This window comes from Filomicrobium insigne, from assembly GCF_900104305.1.
GTDB classification, from domain to species: Bacteria; Pseudomonadota; Alphaproteobacteria; order Rhizobiales; family Hyphomicrobiaceae; genus Filomicrobium; species Filomicrobium insigne.
Genome location: NZ_FNJC01000002.1, coordinates 540044 through 557837 on the forward strand (window position 1 = coordinate 540044; position 17794 = coordinate 557837).

Here is a 17794-nt window from a genome sequence, read left to right on the forward strand (position 1 = left end):
CACCTATCAGCGTTCACCTGCCTTCGACGAAGGCAACGGCTCCGCGTTCGCATGAGCAGAACGCGCCAAGCCCGTCGCCCAAGGGATCAAAACCCTCAGCGCCTTCCCGAATGCACCATCCAGCGCTGCGACAGCGTCCGATGCGTCCGGCGCTGTTAGACCTGCCATCTCATGGATAACTCGCGATCCTAGAACCTTGCCGTCACTCGAAACGAGATTGGCGGAGATGTCGACATCGGCCTTGAGATCCGGTCCGGCGAGTATCGCGAAGGTCCGAATATCCAGGACCAACTGCAGGTCACTTTCCAACGCGTCTATCGGCCGGGTCACAGACCGAAAGCACTTCGTATTCTCAAGACTTTCGATGACCTTGGCCTGAACAATAGCCGGAATAGCGTCCGCTAGCTCTCCATTGTCGAACGCATGAGGATCGGACAAAGCCCCCTTCACGGGAATCTTATTGTTGCTAAGGGACATCAACGCACTCGGATCAGGAACGACAAGCTGCTTGTCGATCGTCTGTGTGCAGGGCGGCAGGTCACGTACACCAGTCAAACTGTAGACGGGGACAGGCGGCTTACCAGCCGTGCCACCCGTCATCCGCTCCAACCCCGCCAATATCCCATCAACCTTGTCGGAGTTTCGCGCCAAAGCCTGCGAGAACGTGCTGATATTACTGATAGCGTCGTGCAGAGGCGCCGAATTGTCAGAAAGAATTTTGTCAAGGTTCGACAAGGTGTCGCGTGCCGACTGAGTCAGCGTCTCACCGACGTTGGGCGCCGCCAGAAGAAGTGGTGTCTTACCATCAGACGCCGTCAAGACTGAAGCTTCAGCGCTCCCCCCGGAAAGAGCAACCACAGGCGCTCCCGTCAATCCTTGAAAGTCGATACCGACCGTGGTGTCGCGCTTAACCGGTGTGAACGGATCAACAGCGATCGTTGCCATAACCTGCTTAGGTTGTTTGGGGTCGAGATCGAGAGACGTCACTTCACCAACCCGTATGCCATTGAACAGAACATTCGAACCGACGAGCAAACCTGAAACCGGACTTTCAAAGCGAATTTGGTAGGTCGCTCGTTGTCGAATGCCACCTGCACCCTGCAGCCAATACACGAAACCAAATCCAGCAATGATCACACCGAGTGCGAACAAACCGATCAGCGCGTATCGTGCTCTTGTTTCCATTTTCAGATCTCAACTGGCTGCATCGGAGACATGACTGCCAAGCTCACGCGTCCGACGTCCACGGAAGTAAGACTTCACCCAGGGATGCGGCGATTCCAAAATGCTCTGGATCGACCCCGACGCCACGACCTTGCCGTCAGCAATGACACCAACACGGTCACAAACCGTATAGAGGCTGTCGAGATCATGGGTGATCATAAAAACGGTAAGCCCTAGCGTCTTCTGAAGCGTTCGGATCAGACTGTCGAAATCTCCAGCAGAGATGGGGTCGAGACCCGACGTCGGCTCATCGAGAAATACAAGTTCAGGGTCCATAGCAAGGGCGCGCGCCAACGCGGCACGCTTGATCATCCCCCCCGAAAGCTCGGAAGGGAGCTTGTCGTGATCGGTGGACTTGAGCCCCACCATTTCGAGCTTCACCCGCGCGATGTCATTCAACATGTCAGGCGTGAGATTCAGATACTCGCGCATGGGAAACTGAACGTTCTGAAGAACGCTCAAAGAGGAGAACAGCGCACCCTGCTGAAACAGAACCCCCCATCGTCGATTGATGGCTCGACGCTGGGTTTCCGTTGCCCCATTCAAGCGTACGCCCAAAACTTCAATCGTTCCCTGCCGCGCGTATAAAAGACCAATGATCGTTCGCAATAAGACAGACTTTCCGCTGCCCGAACCGCCCACCAGTCCATAAATCTCACCGCGGTTCACATCCAAGTCTACGTGATCAAGGACGGTGCGATCACCGAAGCCCACCACAAGATCCCGTATCCTGATGATTGGATCCATGCGCTTGGCTCACATATCGATTGACGCAAAGAAGATGGCAAAAAGCCCATCAAGCACGATGACCAAGAAGATGGCCTTCACAACAGAGGCCGTAGTCTGCAATCCTAGCGATTCCGCACTGCCTTTAACCTGAAGGCCTTGAGCGCACGCCACAATCCCTATGACCAGTGCCATGAACGGCGCTTTGATCATTCCAACCTTGAAGTGCGTAATCGAGATTGCCTCCTTGAGCCGCGTAAGAAAAATTTCGGGGCTCATTCCGCCGTAGAGCCACGCCACCAACTGCGCGCCGTACAGTGCCGACATCGAACCGAGAAAGGTCAGGATCGGCAGCGCAATGACCAACGCAACGACACGCGGCAGAACCAACACCTCGACCGGATCGAGCCCCATAGTCTCTAGGGCATCGATTTCCTCACGCATCTTCATCGAGCCAAGCTCAGCTGTGTAGGAGCTTCCCGAACGCCCTGCGACCATGATCGCAACAATCAGAACGCCGATCTCACGCAACACAAGAATGCCGACCATGTCCACGACGTAGACGTCGGCACCGAACTTGCGAAAGTGAAAGATCCCCTGTTGGGCGATAATCCCGCCAATAAGAAATGTAATAAGAAGTATGATTGGCACAGCTTGCCAACCCACGCGATCAAGATGATGAACGGCAGACGTCAATCGAAAACGCAATGGATGCAAAACAATGCGCCACACCGATGCACAGATCGCGCCAAGCATCGCAGCAAGCGCGACGAGGTCACTCCAGATTCCCGTTATGGCTCTTCCGACATTTGACAGGTAGTCGACGAGGGCGTTGCCGCGAACATTGACGGCCTGCGGCGCGACTATGGAACTGTCTACCTCTTCAAAAAGAGGGCGAAGGCGCTCAGCGAGGCCATTGACTGGGATATTCTTTTCAGGCCTACCACCCTGGTGCCGCAACCGCTCTAGAAAGACGGCGCCAAAGGTGTCGAGTTCCGCGACCGCGTTCAGGTCCAAAGCGGAAAGTGGTTCCTCAGCAATCCGGGCCGAGGCTCCTTCAACAAGGTCTTCAAGAGCATCGGCGTACGCGGCGGTCCAGTTGCCTGCCGCGACAAACACCACGCGTCCTTCCCGTCGCGAAAAGGTTAGGGTCGGAGAACTGCTCGATACCAGCGCAGAGTCCATGCGCGCTCTATTCCGTGTACAAGATATGCGGACGACGAATGATCTTATCGCTAGACAGCGCAGCGCCCTAGGTGGGGCGAGAGTAACATTAAAAAAGCGCCGTAATCTGCTCACGTCTTCGTGCGGCCAACCTAGGACCCGGCCTCGACGTAGAGGTCCTCCCCCTATCGGCTGACACGCGCCTGGCTCCTAGGATGCAGAAGCAGTCGCCGAACTGTTCCTGCGGCTGTACAGTCAGCCCAAAGAATCATGGACGGTCGAGCAAACATTCACCCCGTCGCTCTGAGGATCATGAGTGGTGACTTCACAGATGTTGATGCGCGTCGCGCCCTTGGTGTTCGTGGTTCTCTGGTCGACCGGTTTCATCGGCTCTCGGCTTGGCGCGCCGGACGCAGAGCCGTTCACATTCCTCTCGCTTCGATTCTTGCTCGTGCTGGGATTATTGCTGCCCGTTGCACTATTTTTTCAGCAGCGAGCTGGCGGCTGGCACGAACGCGGGCACGCAATCGTCGTAGGCGCCCTCATACACGGCTTCTACCTCGGCGGAGTATTCTGGGCCATCCATCGGGAAATGCCTGCCGGGGTTGCCGCCCTCATCGTATCGCTACAGCCCATTATGACCTCGGTTCTTGCTGGGCCACTGCTCGGCGAACGTGTTTCGGCACAGAACTGGTTCGGTCTGGCGATCGGTCTTGTCGGGGCGATCCTAATCCTCGCCCCAAAGTTTGATCTCGCAACTTCTGCGGGCACGGGCATCAACGGTTACACGATCCTGGCGAGCGTGATTGCCCTCTGTGCCATCACCATGGGAACGCTCTACCAAAAGCGTTTCGCTACGCGCATCGATCTTTTGGTCGGTGCCGTGTGGCAGTACATCGGAGCCCTTATCATCGTTAGCGCTGGCGCGCTGTTATTCGAAACGCGCGAAGTGAACTGGACGCCGAACTTCATCTTCGCACTCGCGTGGCTGGTCCTCGTCCTTTCGATCGGGGCCATCTCGCTTTTGATGCTGCTCATCCGCCAAAACGCGGTAGCGACCGTCGCCGGCCTGTTCTACCTCGTACCGGGTGTCACTGCACTCATTGCTCATTTCATGTTCGGCGAAACGCTGGACCTGATGCAAATTTTCGGTCTCGTGCTCGCGACATTCGCTGTCTTGCTGACGACTCTCCGGAAAGAGAATCTCCGCTTCCTGCAACGGCGCCACCCTGCACCACCTGCCCCCTAGCCGCCGAACACCCGTCAAGCGTAGGCAACCCAGCCACGCCAGGTAAACGCCGCGTAGAAGAGCGTCACGTTCGAAAAGCCCGCCTCACGCAGAAGCGCCTCGTCCTGCTCCGGGGAGAACAGGGAAAGGCTAGCCTCGACCTTGGAACGTCCCTGCTCCACCTTCTCCGGATCTGCGCCCGAGGCAACCGCATAAGCAGCATATCGCGACAGCCACCGGCCGCGCTCACCATCGCCCTGGGGGAAACTCGAATGCGCAGCGACGAAGGGCGCACCGGGCTTGAGCCTGCGCTGAATCTCGGCCTCTGTACGCCGCCGCTCGTCGGCATCGAGAAAATGCAAAGTCAGCAGGCACGTCGCGGCGTCGAAAGGCCCATCCGGCGCGTCGTCGATATATCCCTGTATCAGATGCACACGCGGTGAATGGTCTTTCAGCATGTGTTCGGCCAGTTTCAGCATCTCTGCCGACGGATCGACCCCGACGAATGACCAACCCGGCTGTTCCTCAGCCAGTGCTTTGATCTCAAGACCACCCCCAGCACCAAGGACGAGCACACGCGCATCCGCGGGAGCCTTCTCCGCAAGCATGATCCCGGTCATGCGATGAAGGGAGCTGTAGCCCGGCACAAAACGCGGCGGCCCTTCTGCGTATGTCGCCACATGCTCCGGATCGGAGAACGTTTCCAGTATCGCTTTAACGGAATCGTCGGCTCGCATACATGACCTCTCGAGTTCCAAATCATGTAACATTTGATATTACATGATTTGGAAGCGGTCAATGCGATGCAACAGGCGCTCAATTAACCTGACAGGTTTCCTCGTACTTACGGCAGGCATTACCATTGCCCTTATTGCATTGAGCCTGCCAGGTTTTGCAGCCCGGCTTCTTCCATGGTTCTACCTCAAAGCCCTGCTTGTCCTGACGCCAGACGCATTTGCCATTCCGCAGCTGGTAGCCTTTCTTGCAATAGCAATCACCCTCCGCACTGCGATAAGCGTTCTTTCCGCAATTCTGGAGCAGCACACACTCACCGTTCCGGAGTTTGTAGTTCTTGCCGCACACGAGGGGCTTCTTCTTTGCCTCCGTCGGCTTGGCTCTTGGCGGTGTTGAAGGCTTTGGGTTATCCGCATCGAGACGGAACAACTCTACCGTGGCCGGCTCGGCTGCAGGCAGGAAGATCTGCAGACAGTCTCCCGGACCGGTGGCGACCATCCAGGGATGAGTGCGATACGTATCGAACGTAATTTGCTCGCCGGGGTTCAGGCCGCCGTAGTCCTGCAGATTGCCCTCGAAGTCGATCCACAGGAAGGCGCGATACATCCCGGACTTGTTGACGAATGTGATCTTGGTTGGCTCGCTGGAGCTTTGCGAGCGCAACTCCGCGCGCTCAGAACATTGGCGTTCGGACGCTTTACCTGACGACACGACGGGGACGGTGGCGGGTTCCGACTGCCCGCCCATCTTCTTCAAGTAAGCGCGCGCCATATCGGCATAGAAGCCTGTCGGGTAGCTTGCTAGGAACGCGTTCCAGGCATCTGCCGTACCAAGCTCCTTAGCGACTTCGAATGCTTCTTTCGCGGCAACGGCGTCCGCATCCTGCGCAAACGCCGAACCGCGACCCAAATCCTGGCCTGCGCTCCAGGGCTGAGAAACCATCGCTGAAAAAAACAGCAGGAACAAAACAGAACGCGAGAAAAACCACTGCATTATTGAATATCCTGACTATGGCCACGCCATATGTGACCATAGTCAGCATAAGAACGATCAACAACGCGGTGGTGTCTCCACAGCATCGTCGACGAACTCATTTTCGCAAAAAATTCCCGAAAGGGGTGCCTTCAATCCGTTCGCACGTTCGTTGCTGATCAGGACGCGCTTGCTTCCTGCCCTGCAATCTTGTCCTGCGTCTTCGTATTGAAGTCATCAGCATCGTGCCGCTCGTGGAGCTGGCTCGACAGGCTTCCGGAGATGCGGTTGACCTTACGTCCGCGCGTCACGGCCGGGCGCTCAAAGATTGCATCAGCCCAACGCATCACGTTTTTGTACTCATGGACCGATAAGAACTCGGCTCCATCGTAGAGCCAGCCCTTCACAAGTCCGCCGTACCATGGAAACACCGCGATATCGGCAATCGTATAATTGTCGCCGGCAAGGTACGGGCTTTCGCCGAGGCGGCGGTCGAGCACATCCAGCTGACGCTTCGTTTCCATGGCGAAGCGGTCGATGGCGTACTCAATCTTGATGGGTGCATACGCGTAAAAGTGACCGAAGCCGCCGCCAAGATAAGGCGCGCTCCCCATCTGCCAGAACAGCCAGGACAGGCATTCCGTTCGCTCGCGCAGCTCTGTCGGTAAAAACGCACCGAACTTCTCCGCGAGATAAAGCAAGATGGCACCGGACTCGAAAACACGAATAGGCTCCGGACCCGAGCGATCCATCAACGCCGGAATTTTCGAGTTCGGATTGACCTCAACGAACCCGCTTCCAAATTGCTCGCCGTCACCGATCCGAATGAGCCACGCGTCATATTCAGCACCGCTGTGGCCGAGCGCGAGCAACTCCTCCAGCATGATTGTGATCTTCTGGCCGTTCGGTGTTGCCTGCGAGTAGAGCTGAAGCGGATGCCGCCCGACAGGCAGCGCCTTCTCATGCGTCGGTCCAGCGATCGGCCGATTGGTGCTTGCGAACTTGCCGCCATTTGGCTTGTTCCAGGTCCAGACCTTCGGAGGTACATATTCGGGAGCGTTTGCCATGGTTCGCTTCTTTTGAGCCGCCTGTAGCTTGTGTTTTAGTTCTATCGTTCTAAAATGCAATGCAACGAGCCTTCTGACAAGACTCTGATAGCGCAAATGTGAGCAGGCGACGAAATGGCAAGACCGCGACAGTTTGACGAAGAGGCTGTCCTCGACGCGGCAACCGAATGTTTCTGGAGCCGGGGCTATGAAGCAACCTCGGTCCGCGATCTGATCGAGACCACGGGCTTGACCGGCGCAAGCCTTTACAATGCATTCGGCGACAAACGCGCGCTCTATCAGAAAGCGCTCGATTACTACATCGAGGACAGCATTGCAGACCGGATACAGCGTTGCGAAGCTCTGCCGCCGCGCGAGGCGATCGGCGCATTCTTTGAAGAAGTATTGAAGCGCTCACTGAGCGACCGTCAGCATAAGGGATGCATGGTCGTGAACGCAGCCCTCGAAGTCGCCCCACACGATCCGGAATTCCGCAAAGTCGTCGCCACAGCCATGAAACGCGTCGAAACCTTCTTTCTCGACTGTGTGAAAGCCGGCCAGGCAAGCGGCACGATTACACGGTCAATCGAGGCCGACGATCTCGCAAGGCACCTCCTCGGCGTCCTGATGGGTATTCGCGTTCTCGCCCGCGCCCGCCCCGAACGCGCCCTCCTCGAAGGCGTCCTAGCCCCAACCCTCGCGTTGTTGGCTCCCCGCGACTGAAGCGGAAGGACCTCCCGTCATTGCTCGGCCACCCGAGGGGCAGCCATTACCCCGGCGTTGTAACGACCAACGGGCCGTTTCGTGTCACGACGATGGTGTGTTCGTACTGAACTGTCGGGGCCCGGGGATTGCTGTAAAGCGTCCAGTCATCATCACCGTCTTCGGCCCATTCGGCACCCAAGGACAGGAACGGCTCGACCGTGAACACAAGCCCGTCACCCATGATACGACGCTCGGAAGGGTTCGGCCACGTTGCGATCTCCGTCGGCTCTTCATGCAACGACAGGCCGACGCCGTGGCTCGCAAGGTTCCTCACGAGGGTGTACCGGTTCTTGCGTGCAAAATTGCCAATGGCTTGCCCAATCCCAGCGATCGGTTTGCCGGTTCCCACCTGCCGCAACCCCGTCCACATGGCCCGTCGCCCGTCTCGGCACAGACGTTCAATTGAGCGCGTAACGGGCGGCACGGCAAAGGAGGCACCGGTGTCTGCATAGAAGCCGCCCTTTTCAGCGGAAACGTCTATGTTGACGAGATCACCTTCCGCGATACGGCGCGGCCCCGGGATACCGTGGGCGATCTCCTCGTTCACGCTGATGCAGGTCGCTCCCGGAAATGCGTAGTCGAGTTCCGGAGCTGACCGTGCACCCTCAACGTCCAACAGACGACGGCCAATTTGATCAAGCTCAGCCGTCGTCATGCCTGGCTCTATAGCCTTGCCCATGGCCTCAAGCGTATTGGCTACGATACGTCCAATCTCCTTGAGCAGCTCCAAGCTGTCGTCGTCTGAAATGGTCAAGTCTCTAGTCCTGTGAGCCTACGCAAGATATCTCCCCGCACAACCCGTCGAAGATGCGCGCGCGATGAATTCCAAGCTCAAAGAGTATTGGTGCGGACGGCGGGAGTCGAACCCGCACGGCGGTTAAGCCTCAGGATTTTAAGTCCTGTGTGTCTACCAGTTCCACCACGTCCGCTAAGCTCGGCACGCAAAGCCGAAGCGTTATCCGATACTCATCCTGCGCCACCGACACAAGAGTGTCCGCGAGAGCCGCGCAAACTATACCGTTGACTTACGTTCGTCGACATCCTTCGTGCCGCCATAAAGCACCGCCGCGTGCAACAGCAGATAAAGCAGCGTCGCGTTGAGCACGTGCCACATGAAATGCGTCCCCACCCGTCCGTAGCCTTGCAGATACGTCGAAGCGCAAAGCGAGCGATCCACCGACCTCAAAGTGAGGGAAAGGGCGAAAACGACACCGCCGAAAAAGATCGGCCGCCAAGCTGGATGACGCTTCCAGGCCAAAGCCAGACCAAGCGCCAGCAACGCCACGAGAGCCGGCAGATACCCCACCGAAGCGCTCCAACACGGACCGTTGCCACACCGTAGCGTCAGCGTCTGCCAGATAATCCCGGCAAACAGCGCCATGCCCAGCAGAGACAAGAACCAGTTCAACCGGAAAAAGCGATTCAGAACGTAGCCGAAGTAGAGCAGCATAAAGAGGCCGATCGGCGCGGTATCGGAGATCGCAGACCAGCGGTTCGCCAGCGTGTGGAACAGAAAACTTCCTGTTCCGATGACGAACACAAGAACGATCAGCACCAGATCGACAATGCGGCGCTGTCCACCGGCCCCACGGAGCCACAGAAAGAGCGCCGCTAAAGCCGCCACATAGAACGCACCATTCGTGACGGCATTAATGGGCTCAGCCCAGAACTGCGCGTCACTTCCGCGCTCACAATACGAAAAGATCGACTGATGCCAATGTCCCGGCGGGACCGCATCATCAAGCGCGCGCGCAAGTGTCTCGATCGCGTCCATATCCGGTTCTTCGCTTGCCCCTCACTTCGCACCTACGGCTGCAGCCGGCAACGAGCTGCCGCAGCCGAGGTTTCGTAGGCTAGTTCGCCTTCGGCGGCACTGCGACGCGAAGTGAAAGCTCACGGAGTTGCTTGGAATCCACGTCGCCCGGAGCACCCATCAACAGATCTTGCGCCTGCTGGTTCATTGGGAACAACGAGACTTCACGCAGATTCTTCGCGTCAACCAATAGCATCACCATGCGATCGACACCCGCGGCCATGCCACCGTGCGGAGGCGCACCGTACTGGAACGCACGATAAAGACCGCCGAATCGCTCCTCGACGACTTCCGGCCCCAGCCCCGCGATGGAGAACGCCTTGACCATCGCCGCAGGCAGATGGTTGCGGATGCCGCCGGACGCGATCTCAAAGCCGTTGCAGACGATGTCGTACTGATAAGCCTTGAGCGCCAGCAGATCCTCGTCCGAGGTCGCCGCTTCCAGCGCCGCCAATCCACCCTGAGGCATCGAAAACGGGTTGTGCGAAAACTCGATCCGCTTTTCGTCTTCGTTCCACTCGTACATCGGGAAATCGACGATCCAGGCAAGGGCAAAGCGATCCTCATCGATCAGCTTCAACTCCTGACCGATCCGGTCTCTGGCTGCGCCCGCGAACTTGTAGAACTTCGACGGCGTGCCGGCAGCGAAAAACACCGCATCACCCGACTTCAAACCAAGCTGCATGCGAATGGCTTCCGACCGTTCCGGTCCAATGTTCTTGCCGATCGGCCCGGCCGCTTCCTCGTCACGGTAGAAGATGTAGCCAAGGCCGGGTTGACCCTCGCCTTGCGCCCACGAATTCATCCGGTCACAGAACGCACGCGAGCCGCCCGTCGGCGCCGGAATAGCCCAAACGCGAACCTTCGGATCCTTCTCGATCATCCCCGCGAAGACTTTGAAACCAGAACCGCGGAAATGCTCCGTCACGTCCTGCATCTCGATCGGATTGCGCAAGTCGGGCTTGTCACTGCCGTATTTGGCGATGGCGTCGTCGTACGCTATCCTCGGGAATGTCTCAGTGACCTTACGACCCTCAGCGAATTCCTCGAACACACCGCGGATGATCGGCTCCATCGTGGAGAAGATTTCTTCTTGCTCAACGAAGCTCATCTCGACGTCGAGCTGATAGAACTCGCCTGGGAGCCGGTCCGCGCGCGGGTCTTCATCGCGGAAACAGGGCGCAATCTGGAAATACCGGTCGAAGCCCGAAACCATCAACAGCTGCTTGTAGATCTGCGGCGCCTGCGGAAGCGCGTAGAACTTGCCGACATGGAGACGCGACGGCACCAGGAAGTCGCGCGCCCCTTCCGGCGAAGAGGCTGTCAAAATAGGCGTTGAGAACTCGAAGAAACCGGCATCTTCCATGCGCCGCCGCATCGACTTGATGACAGCAAGACGGCGCATGATGTTTTCATGCAACGTCTCGCGGCGCAGATCGAGGAAGCGGTACTGCAAACGCAGGTCTTCGGGATAGTCCGGCTCACCGAAAACCGGCACCGGAAGCTCCTTGGCTGCCGACAAAACTTCGATCTCGGTCGCATAAAGCTCGATCTCGCCGGTCGGTAGCTCGGCATTGACGGTTCCCTCTGGCCGTGCCCGCACGCGGGCGTCCACCCGAATAACCCATTCAGAGCGAACTGATTCGGCAACCTTGAACGCTGCGCTGTCAGGATCGGCGACAACCTGCGTAAGCCCGTAGTGGTCACGCAAATCGATGAACAGCACGCCGCCGTGGTCGCGTACGCGGTGAACCCAGCCCGAAAGCCGCACATCAGCCCCGATATCGGCGGCACGCAACGCGCCGCATGTATGCGTACGATAGCGATGTGTCATCGCTTGAAATTCCTCTAACTTGGTGGAATCCGCCTCAGCCTCTGAGGCGGCCTTGAACCCGGACCGCGACATGGTGTGTCGACACATGAAATCCGGCGCGGAACAGCGCATGTAGGTGGCCGAAAGTCAAGGCCGATGGAGGCTCTTAACTGAAACCCATCCCCGTGGGAAAATAACGCGTTCAGCCCGCGACAAACCGATTTCCTTGGTATATATGCCACATTGCATGAAACTCATCACGACGCCCTCCGCCCTTCACGAACTCTGCCACACGCTCTCGTCCGCCGATTTCATCACGGTCGACACGGAATTTATGCGTGAACAGACCTATTGGCCCAAGCTGTGCCTGATTCAGGTCGCCAGCGACGATGTCGAGGCGATCATTGATCCGTTGGCGCCGGACTTGGATCTGACGCCGCTCTGGTCGCTTATGACCGACAGCAAGATCATGAAGGTTTTTCATGCGGCGCGTCAGGACATCGAGATTGTCCACATCGCGGCTGGCCGCGTGCCGAGCCCTGTGTTTGATACGCAGGTCGCTGCCATGGTCTGTGGCTTCGGAGAATCAATCAGCTACATCAACCTGACCAAGAAGATTACCGGCGCTGACCTCGACAAATCCTCGCGCTTCACCGATTGGTCTCGACGGCCACTCAGCGAAAAACAGCTTAACTACGCTCTTGGAGACGTCACGCACCTGCGGGATATCTATCGGCATCTGAAAAACGAGCTTGAGACGACAGGCAGGGCGTCTTGGCTGGATGAGGAAATGGGGACCCTCACCGCTTCCGAAACCTATGAGCAGAACCCGGAAACCGCTTGGCGGCGCCTAAAACTCAAGGTCCGTAACCGCAAGGCCCTGGGCGTGTTGATGGAGCTTGCCGCGTGGCGCGAAACCGCGGCCCAAAACCAGGACGTTCCCCGCCAACGGATTATGCGCGATGACGCGCTTTACGATATCGCCAACCAATCGCCGACGTCGGTAGAACAACTCTCGGGATTGCGCTCACTCTCCGATGGGTTCGCGCGATCGGCCCGCGCCAAGGAGATCGTCGCAGCCGTTCGTCGCGGCCTCGATCGCGATCCGTCGACCGTACCGCCACTAAGTCAGGGGCAACCCCTGTCGGCGGAAGCGACGGCCACACTCGAACTCCTAAAAGTTCTATTGAAATCGGCTGCTGCGCGTCATCGCGTGGCCCCACGCCTCATCGCAGATGCCAGCGACCTGGAACGACTTGCGCGCGAAAACGAGCCTGACGTAGCGGCGTTGACGGGCTGGCGTCGTCAGCTTTTCGGTGAAGACGCCCTGCGATTGAAGAACGGCGAACTGGCTCTAACCCTGAAGGCCGGAGACGTGCGCATCGTGACCACCAACGATATCCGCGTTGAAACCTGACACCACCGGTGTATTAGCGCGGCCCTGGATCGTAGCGATGCTTCTGCCGCCAGACCGTGAAGAAATAGCTTAGCTCGTCATCGATCTCATTCGGGAGCACGATGCGTACCGTCACCATTTGATCGCCCGTATGACCGGTCTGACGGTTCTTTACACCCTTCCCCTTGAGACGAAATACCCGTCCGCCTGACGTACCCTTAGGCAACGTGAGCTGAACGCGGCCATTAATGGTGGCGACTTCGATTTTGCCCCCCAAAACAGCCTCGTCGATCGTAATCGGAACGTCGATGTGAATATCATCGTCAACACGCCGGAATCGTGTGTGCGGCCGAACCTTGATTTCCACCAGCGCGTCGCCCGGCTGACCGCCCCCAAGGCCTGGACCGCCTTTGCCCTTTAGGCGCAGAACCTGGCCATCGTGAACCCCTTCAGGCACCGTCAGATCCAGGACGCCGCCCTCCGGCATAGTTACTCGCTTTTTGACGCCGGTTATCGCCTCGACGAACTCGACATCAAGGGTATAGCGAACATCGGCACCACGCTTGGTAAAGCCGCCACCAGCGCCGGCATTACGGCGTCCGGAAAACATCTCGTCAAAAATGTCACCGAAACCAAACCCGCCAGCGAACCCGGACCCAGCGCTCGCACCTTGCGCCCCGCTGTATTGCGGATGCTGAAACCCGCGCCGAGGCTCGCCCTGTGCATTGATTTGTCCGGTATCATATAGCTTCCGCTTTGGCGGGTCCCCGAGGATTTCATAGGCAGCCGAGACCTGCCGGAAACGGTCGGACGCCGTCTGATCCTGTGGATTAAGGTCGGGATGCAGCTCTTTCGCGAGCTTGCGGAAGGCACGGCGAATATCCTCGTCCGAAGCGTTCCTTTCAACGCCCAGAACCTCATACGGATCTATCACCGTCATCTAACGTGCCCCGAAACGATCAAGTCGGCATTGCCTCAATGTAACAACAATTGTGGCGGACCTGCGCTTAACATCTACCAGCGAGCCGCAATGCAATCAGTCCACACACATTTCTGAGGCTAGACGATACGCACTTCTGGCTTACGCGCGACAAGTTCGGCCAAAGTCGCAAACCGCCGACGCAACCGCTCGCCATCAAGAGCAGCTCGCGCACGCGGAATTGACAGGACCAAAGAGTCGCCGTTGTACGACAGAGGCGTATGACAAACAATTCCCGGCATGCCCGCCGACATCATATGTGCAACGCGAATTGCCGCGCCGAGCACCCGGGCGCGCAAAAGCGAACGCCGGCTGGCGGCAGCTTTGAGCCGTCCGGACAGTTGATCGTTACCCCCGGTTGATTGCCCTGCGTGCCGGAAATAAACGGCAAGTGCCAGGAAAATACGCCCTGGATGATCGATGCCGCTCAACGCAGCATGCGCCACCACGTTGAGGCTCTGTTCTCCGCGATAATCGGGATGCGCACGCCAACCGATGTCCGACAAGAGGCATGCGGCACAGCGTAAGCGGCGTTCCTCAGGTGTTTCATCAAAACCCGGTCCCTCGAATAGCGGGTCCGTCCAGCTGCAAAGCTCCTGTGCATGCTCCGCCGAGCGGGAGCGCAATTTCGCGTAGTCCTGGCAAAAACTCAGAAGCGGGTCTCGGGCCATCTCCGCTGCCGACAGAAGATTGTAGATGTAGCCCTCACGCACGCCGAAAACGGAGATCTGTACCTTTTGTGGAGCCAGCCGCACTAAGAGGCGCTCAAGAACAGCCGCCCCCATGGGAAGCACCTCACGCCGCGCTTTGGCCACCTCTGAAATGCCGCGCAGACTGGTGAGTTTCTTCGCCTTGCGGATCATCCCGGCGTAGTCGATCAGTTCCTGGGTGGGGACCACATAACCGTGCATGACATGGAGGGGATAATCGATCTGCGCCATATGCATGGCAGCAATCGCGCGCCAGGTGCCGCCCACCGCATAGAATGTACGGTCCCGACCCTCCGGGAGCCAGTCGACACGATCGAGCTGTTCATCGATCAGACTCATGGCCTTGTCGATTTTGTTGCCCGTTGCGTCGATCAAACGCAGACCGCCGAGCGGTAATGTCGTCGCTCGGCGAAAGTCATTATCTCGCAGATCGATAAGTTCGAGGCTGCCACCGCCCAGGTCGCCAACGATACCATCAGGGTTGGAAATCCCCATGACGATACCCTGAGCGGCAAGCCGTGCTTCTTCTTCACCTGTAAGCACGCGAATAGGCGCGCCACATACGCTTTCACCCTCGTCGATAAATGCAGCGCCATTTTCCGCTTCACGAGCTGCAGCCGTAGCAAACACCTGCAACGACTTGACCTTGAGAACGTCGGCAAGCGCGCGGAATCGCGCAAGGGCCCGGATAGCACGTTGGACAGCCTCGTCACCTAACCGACCCGTCGTCGCAACATTCCGTCCAAGACCGCACAGCACCTTCTCGTTGAACATCACGACTGGTGCGCGTGAAGCCCCCTCATAGACAACCAGCCGAACGGAGTTCGAACCGATATCGATCACAGCGAGAGGGGATAGATTCGAAGACCGACGCCGATCCTCGAACAACTGCTTCACCAGCGTCACGCGTCTCCCCCCACTTCAGCCGCCTTTGCCACACCGCTAAAGCGACGCGGGAAGTGCTTCTGCAGAGCCTCTCCCCGCCCGGAAAGACTTGGATTCGTCATGAAATACTCATGCGCGTTGAAGGGTTCCTCTCCGCGTTCCGGCATTATGCGCTGCGACGAGCCATCAGGCAGGATGCGCCAGCTCTGCTGATTATCCTTGAGGTTGGCAACCATAATTTGATTGAGCACCTGCTCATGGACTGTCGCGTTGATAATCGGGGTCAATGCCTCAACCCGCCGATCCAAATTGCGCGGCATGAGATCCGCGGAGCTGATGTAGACGGCGGCTTGTGGCGATGGCAACCCCTTGCCTCGTCCGAAGCAATAGATTCGCGCGTGCTCCAGGAACCGGCCAACCATGCTCTTCGCGCGAATTCGCTCCGACAGCCCTGGCACCCCCGGACGAAGACAGCAGATGCCGCGTACGACCAGATCTATCTCCACGCCTGCTTGGCTCGCCTCATAGAGTTTATCGATGATCTGCGTATCGACCAGCGCGTTCATTTTGAGCCACATAGCCGCAGGCCTGCCGGCCTTGGCATACTCAATCTCCTCTTCGATGTGATCGAGAATGCGGCGCCGAATTCCGTACGGGCTTGCGGCCATGAGTTCCAGCTCACCTGGCTCTCCATAACCGGTCACGAAATTCAGAACACGTGTGACATCGCGCGCAATTTTGGGGTCATCGGTAAAAAGCGAGAGGTCGGTGTAAATTTTCGCGGTTTGTGGATGATAGTTGCCCGTCCCAATGTGCGAATAAGTGACAAGGTCACTGCCTTCCCGCCGCACAATGATGCCCAGCTTGGCGTGGGTCTTGAGCTCAATGAACCCATAGACAACGTGGACGCCCGCCTTTTCGAGATCGCGCGCCCAACGAATGTTCGCCGCCTCGTCGAACCGTGCCTTGAGTTCTACGACAGCGGTAACGGACTTTCCTGCCTCGACAGCATCCTTGAGCGCTTCCACAATTGGACTGTCATTCGATGTCCGGTAAAGCGTCCATTTGATCGCCATCACGTTGGGATCGTTCACAGCCTGTCGTAGGTATTGCACCACGACATCGAACGACTCGTAGGGATGATGAACAACGAAATCTTTCGCCTTGATCGCCGCAAAGATGTTGCCGTCGAACTGGCGGACACGCTCCGGGTAACGGATATTGAACGGCTTGAAGAGCAGATCAGGACGCTCAGGTGTGATGAGCTGTGTCGTATCGGCAAGGCCTAAAAGACCTGACTTCACAAACACCGCATCGTCACTCACGTCGAGTTCCTGGATCACAAGATGCCGCAAATTCTCCGGCATCCCCTGATCGATTTCGAGGCGAATGACATTGCCACGCCGGCGCTGCTTCAGCAGCTCCTCGAAGGTAAGGACCAGATCTTCCGCTTCTTCTTCCAGCTCGATATCGCTATCACGCAAGACACGGAACGCCCCCTGAGACAGGATATTAAATCCTGGGAACAGCGTATCCATGAACATGCCGATCACGGACTCGACCCGGATGAACCGCATCTGATTTGCGTCATCCTTGTCGGTTCGCAGACGAATGAAGCGTGTAAGTTGACTCGATATCGGAACGAGGCCGTTCTGCCGCTTCCCTTTGGTCTTGTGCTCCATCAAGGCAGCTAACGTCAGCCCCTTGTTCGGGATGAAAGGAAACGGGTGCGCCGGATCGACCGCAATCGGCGTGAGCAGCGGGTAGATGTTCGACAAGAACTGATCACGCAGCGCCGTCTCTTCCTGCTCGGTCAGTTCATCAGGTCCCACAATGAAAATGCCGGCTTCTATCAGCTCTGTGTTCAGTCGGCTCCACGTCTCCTGCTTCTTGGCAACGAGATCGTTGACGAATGCATTGATCTGCACAAGCTGCTGCGAAGGCGTCAGTCCATCCTTCGACAAGGAGGTCACGCCATTGATTATCTGGCCGTGGATACCAGCCACACGCACCATGTAAAATTCATCGAGATTTGAAGCGGAAATAGAAAGAAAGCGCAGCCGCTCGAGCAGCGGATGGCGTTCATTGCTCGCTTCCTCCAGCACTCGGCTATTAAACTGAAGCCAGGATAACTCCCGATTGTAATAGCGTGACCTACCCTCAAGTGCGACATCCCCTGACTCAGGTATCACTTGCGGTTCCGGTCTGACGGGAGGCGTTCCTTTGCTAACAGGCATTGTTATCTCCGCTCAGAAAGATCGTCTCTTGAACTGAATATCGAGCATACCCGCCACCTACCGATTGGCCAGGTTCCCCGCGCTCAAAAGCCAGACCAAGC

Annotated in this window: 15 protein-coding genes and 1 tRNA gene; 3 read left to right on the forward strand and 13 right to left on the reverse strand. The window is 57.6% G+C overall.

From position 1 onward, the window contains the following. Window positions 1-6: 6 nt before the first annotated feature. Genes BLS30_RS08460 through BLS30_RS08470 form a run of 3 tightly spaced genes read right to left on the reverse strand, consistent with a single transcriptional unit; the run spans window position 7 to window position 3135 of the window. Window positions 7-1185: an ABC-type transport auxiliary lipoprotein family protein gene (locus BLS30_RS08460; protein ID WP_046479535.1), complete on the reverse strand. Its 1179-nt coding sequence runs from the start codon at window positions 1183-1185 to the stop codon at window positions 7-9. 9 nt (window positions 1186-1194) lie between these two features. Then, window positions 1195-1971: an ABC transporter ATP-binding protein gene (locus BLS30_RS08465; protein ID WP_090228033.1), complete on the reverse strand. Its 777-nt coding sequence runs from the start codon at window positions 1969-1971 to the stop codon at window positions 1195-1197. Between the two features lie 9 nt (window positions 1972-1980). Next, window positions 1981-3135 carry an MlaE family ABC transporter permease gene (locus BLS30_RS08470; RefSeq protein WP_090228036.1) on the reverse strand — a complete coding sequence of 385 codons (1155 nt, stop codon included), beginning with the start codon at window positions 3133-3135 and terminating at the stop codon, window positions 1981-1983. A gap of 295 nt (window positions 3136-3430) precedes the next feature. Between BLS30_RS08470 and BLS30_RS08475 the strand changes: the two genes are divergently transcribed. Then, window positions 3431-4363: a DMT family transporter gene (locus BLS30_RS08475; RefSeq protein WP_244512396.1), complete on the forward strand. Its 933-nt coding sequence runs from the start codon at window positions 3431-3433 to the stop codon at window positions 4361-4363. A 14-nt stretch (window positions 4364-4377) separates the two neighbouring features. Here BLS30_RS08475 and BLS30_RS08480 read toward each other — a convergent pair whose 3' ends face one another. The 3 genes from BLS30_RS08480 to yghU all read right to left on the reverse strand — a co-directional run bounded on the left by BLS30_RS08480 (window position 4378) and on the right by yghU (window position 7116). After that, entirely contained in the window at window positions 4378-5079 is a 702-nt protein-coding gene (locus BLS30_RS08480; RefSeq protein WP_046479531.1) for a class I SAM-dependent methyltransferase, read from the reverse strand. Between the two features lie 79 nt (window positions 5080-5158). Then, window positions 5159-6070: a VHL beta domain-containing protein gene (locus tag BLS30_RS08485; RefSeq protein WP_090228042.1), complete on the reverse strand. Its 912-nt coding sequence runs from the start codon at window positions 6068-6070 to the stop codon at window positions 5159-5161. Window positions 6071-6228: 158 nt separating this feature from the next. Further along, window positions 6229-7116, reverse strand: coding sequence for a glutathione-dependent disulfide-bond oxidoreductase (gene yghU / locus BLS30_RS08490; RefSeq protein WP_090228045.1), 888 nt, complete (start codon window positions 7114-7116; stop codon window positions 6229-6231). Between the two features lie 114 nt (window positions 7117-7230). On the opposite strand from yghU, the gene BLS30_RS08495 reads away from it, so the two are divergent. After that, window positions 7231-7818, forward strand: a complete 588-nt coding sequence (locus tag BLS30_RS08495) for a TetR/AcrR family transcriptional regulator (protein ID WP_090228047.1) — start codon at window positions 7231-7233, stop codon at window positions 7816-7818. Between the two features lie 46 nt (window positions 7819-7864). Here BLS30_RS08495 and map read toward each other — a convergent pair whose 3' ends face one another. From map to aspS, 4 genes are all read right to left on the reverse strand, one after another. Next, window positions 7865-8614, reverse strand: coding sequence for a type I methionyl aminopeptidase (map, locus tag BLS30_RS08500; protein ID WP_090228050.1), 750 nt, complete (start codon window positions 8612-8614; stop codon window positions 7865-7867). Between the two features lie 88 nt (window positions 8615-8702). Then, a tRNA-Leu gene (locus tag BLS30_RS08505) sits at window positions 8703-8789 on the reverse strand. An 83-nt stretch (window positions 8790-8872) separates the two neighbouring features. Further along, entirely contained in the window at window positions 8873-9634 is a 762-nt protein-coding gene (locus BLS30_RS08510; RefSeq protein WP_090228052.1) for a ceramidase domain-containing protein, read from the reverse strand. Window positions 9635-9713: 79 nt separating this feature from the next. Further along, window positions 9714-11507, reverse strand: coding sequence for an aspartate--tRNA ligase (gene aspS / locus BLS30_RS08515; protein WP_090228562.1), 1794 nt, complete (start codon window positions 11505-11507; stop codon window positions 9714-9716). 226 nt (window positions 11508-11733) lie between these two features. On the opposite strand from aspS, the gene rnd reads away from it, so the two are divergent. Then, complete coding sequence (gene rnd / locus BLS30_RS08520; RefSeq protein WP_046479524.1) at window positions 11734-12903, forward strand: ribonuclease D; 1170 nt, start codon at window positions 11734-11736, stop codon at window positions 12901-12903. Between the two features lie 13 nt (window positions 12904-12916). Here the strand turns inward: rnd and BLS30_RS08525 are convergent, their stop codons facing one another. From BLS30_RS08525 to BLS30_RS08535, 3 genes are all read right to left on the reverse strand, one after another. Next, on the reverse strand, window positions 12917-13822 hold the full coding sequence (locus BLS30_RS08525) for a DnaJ C-terminal domain-containing protein (protein WP_046479523.1): 906 nt from the start codon (window positions 13820-13822) through the stop codon (window positions 12917-12919). Between the two features lie 119 nt (window positions 13823-13941). After that, entirely contained in the window at window positions 13942-15477 is a 1536-nt protein-coding gene (locus BLS30_RS08530) for a Ppx/GppA phosphatase family protein (RefSeq protein ID WP_046479522.1), read from the reverse strand. After that, complete coding sequence (locus BLS30_RS08535) at window positions 15474-17693, reverse strand: RNA degradosome polyphosphate kinase (protein WP_082101207.1); 2220 nt, start codon at window positions 17691-17693, stop codon at window positions 15474-15476. Before BLS30_RS08535 ends, BLS30_RS08530 begins: the two co-directional genes overlap by 4 nt. Window positions 17694-17794 lie beyond the last annotated feature (101 nt).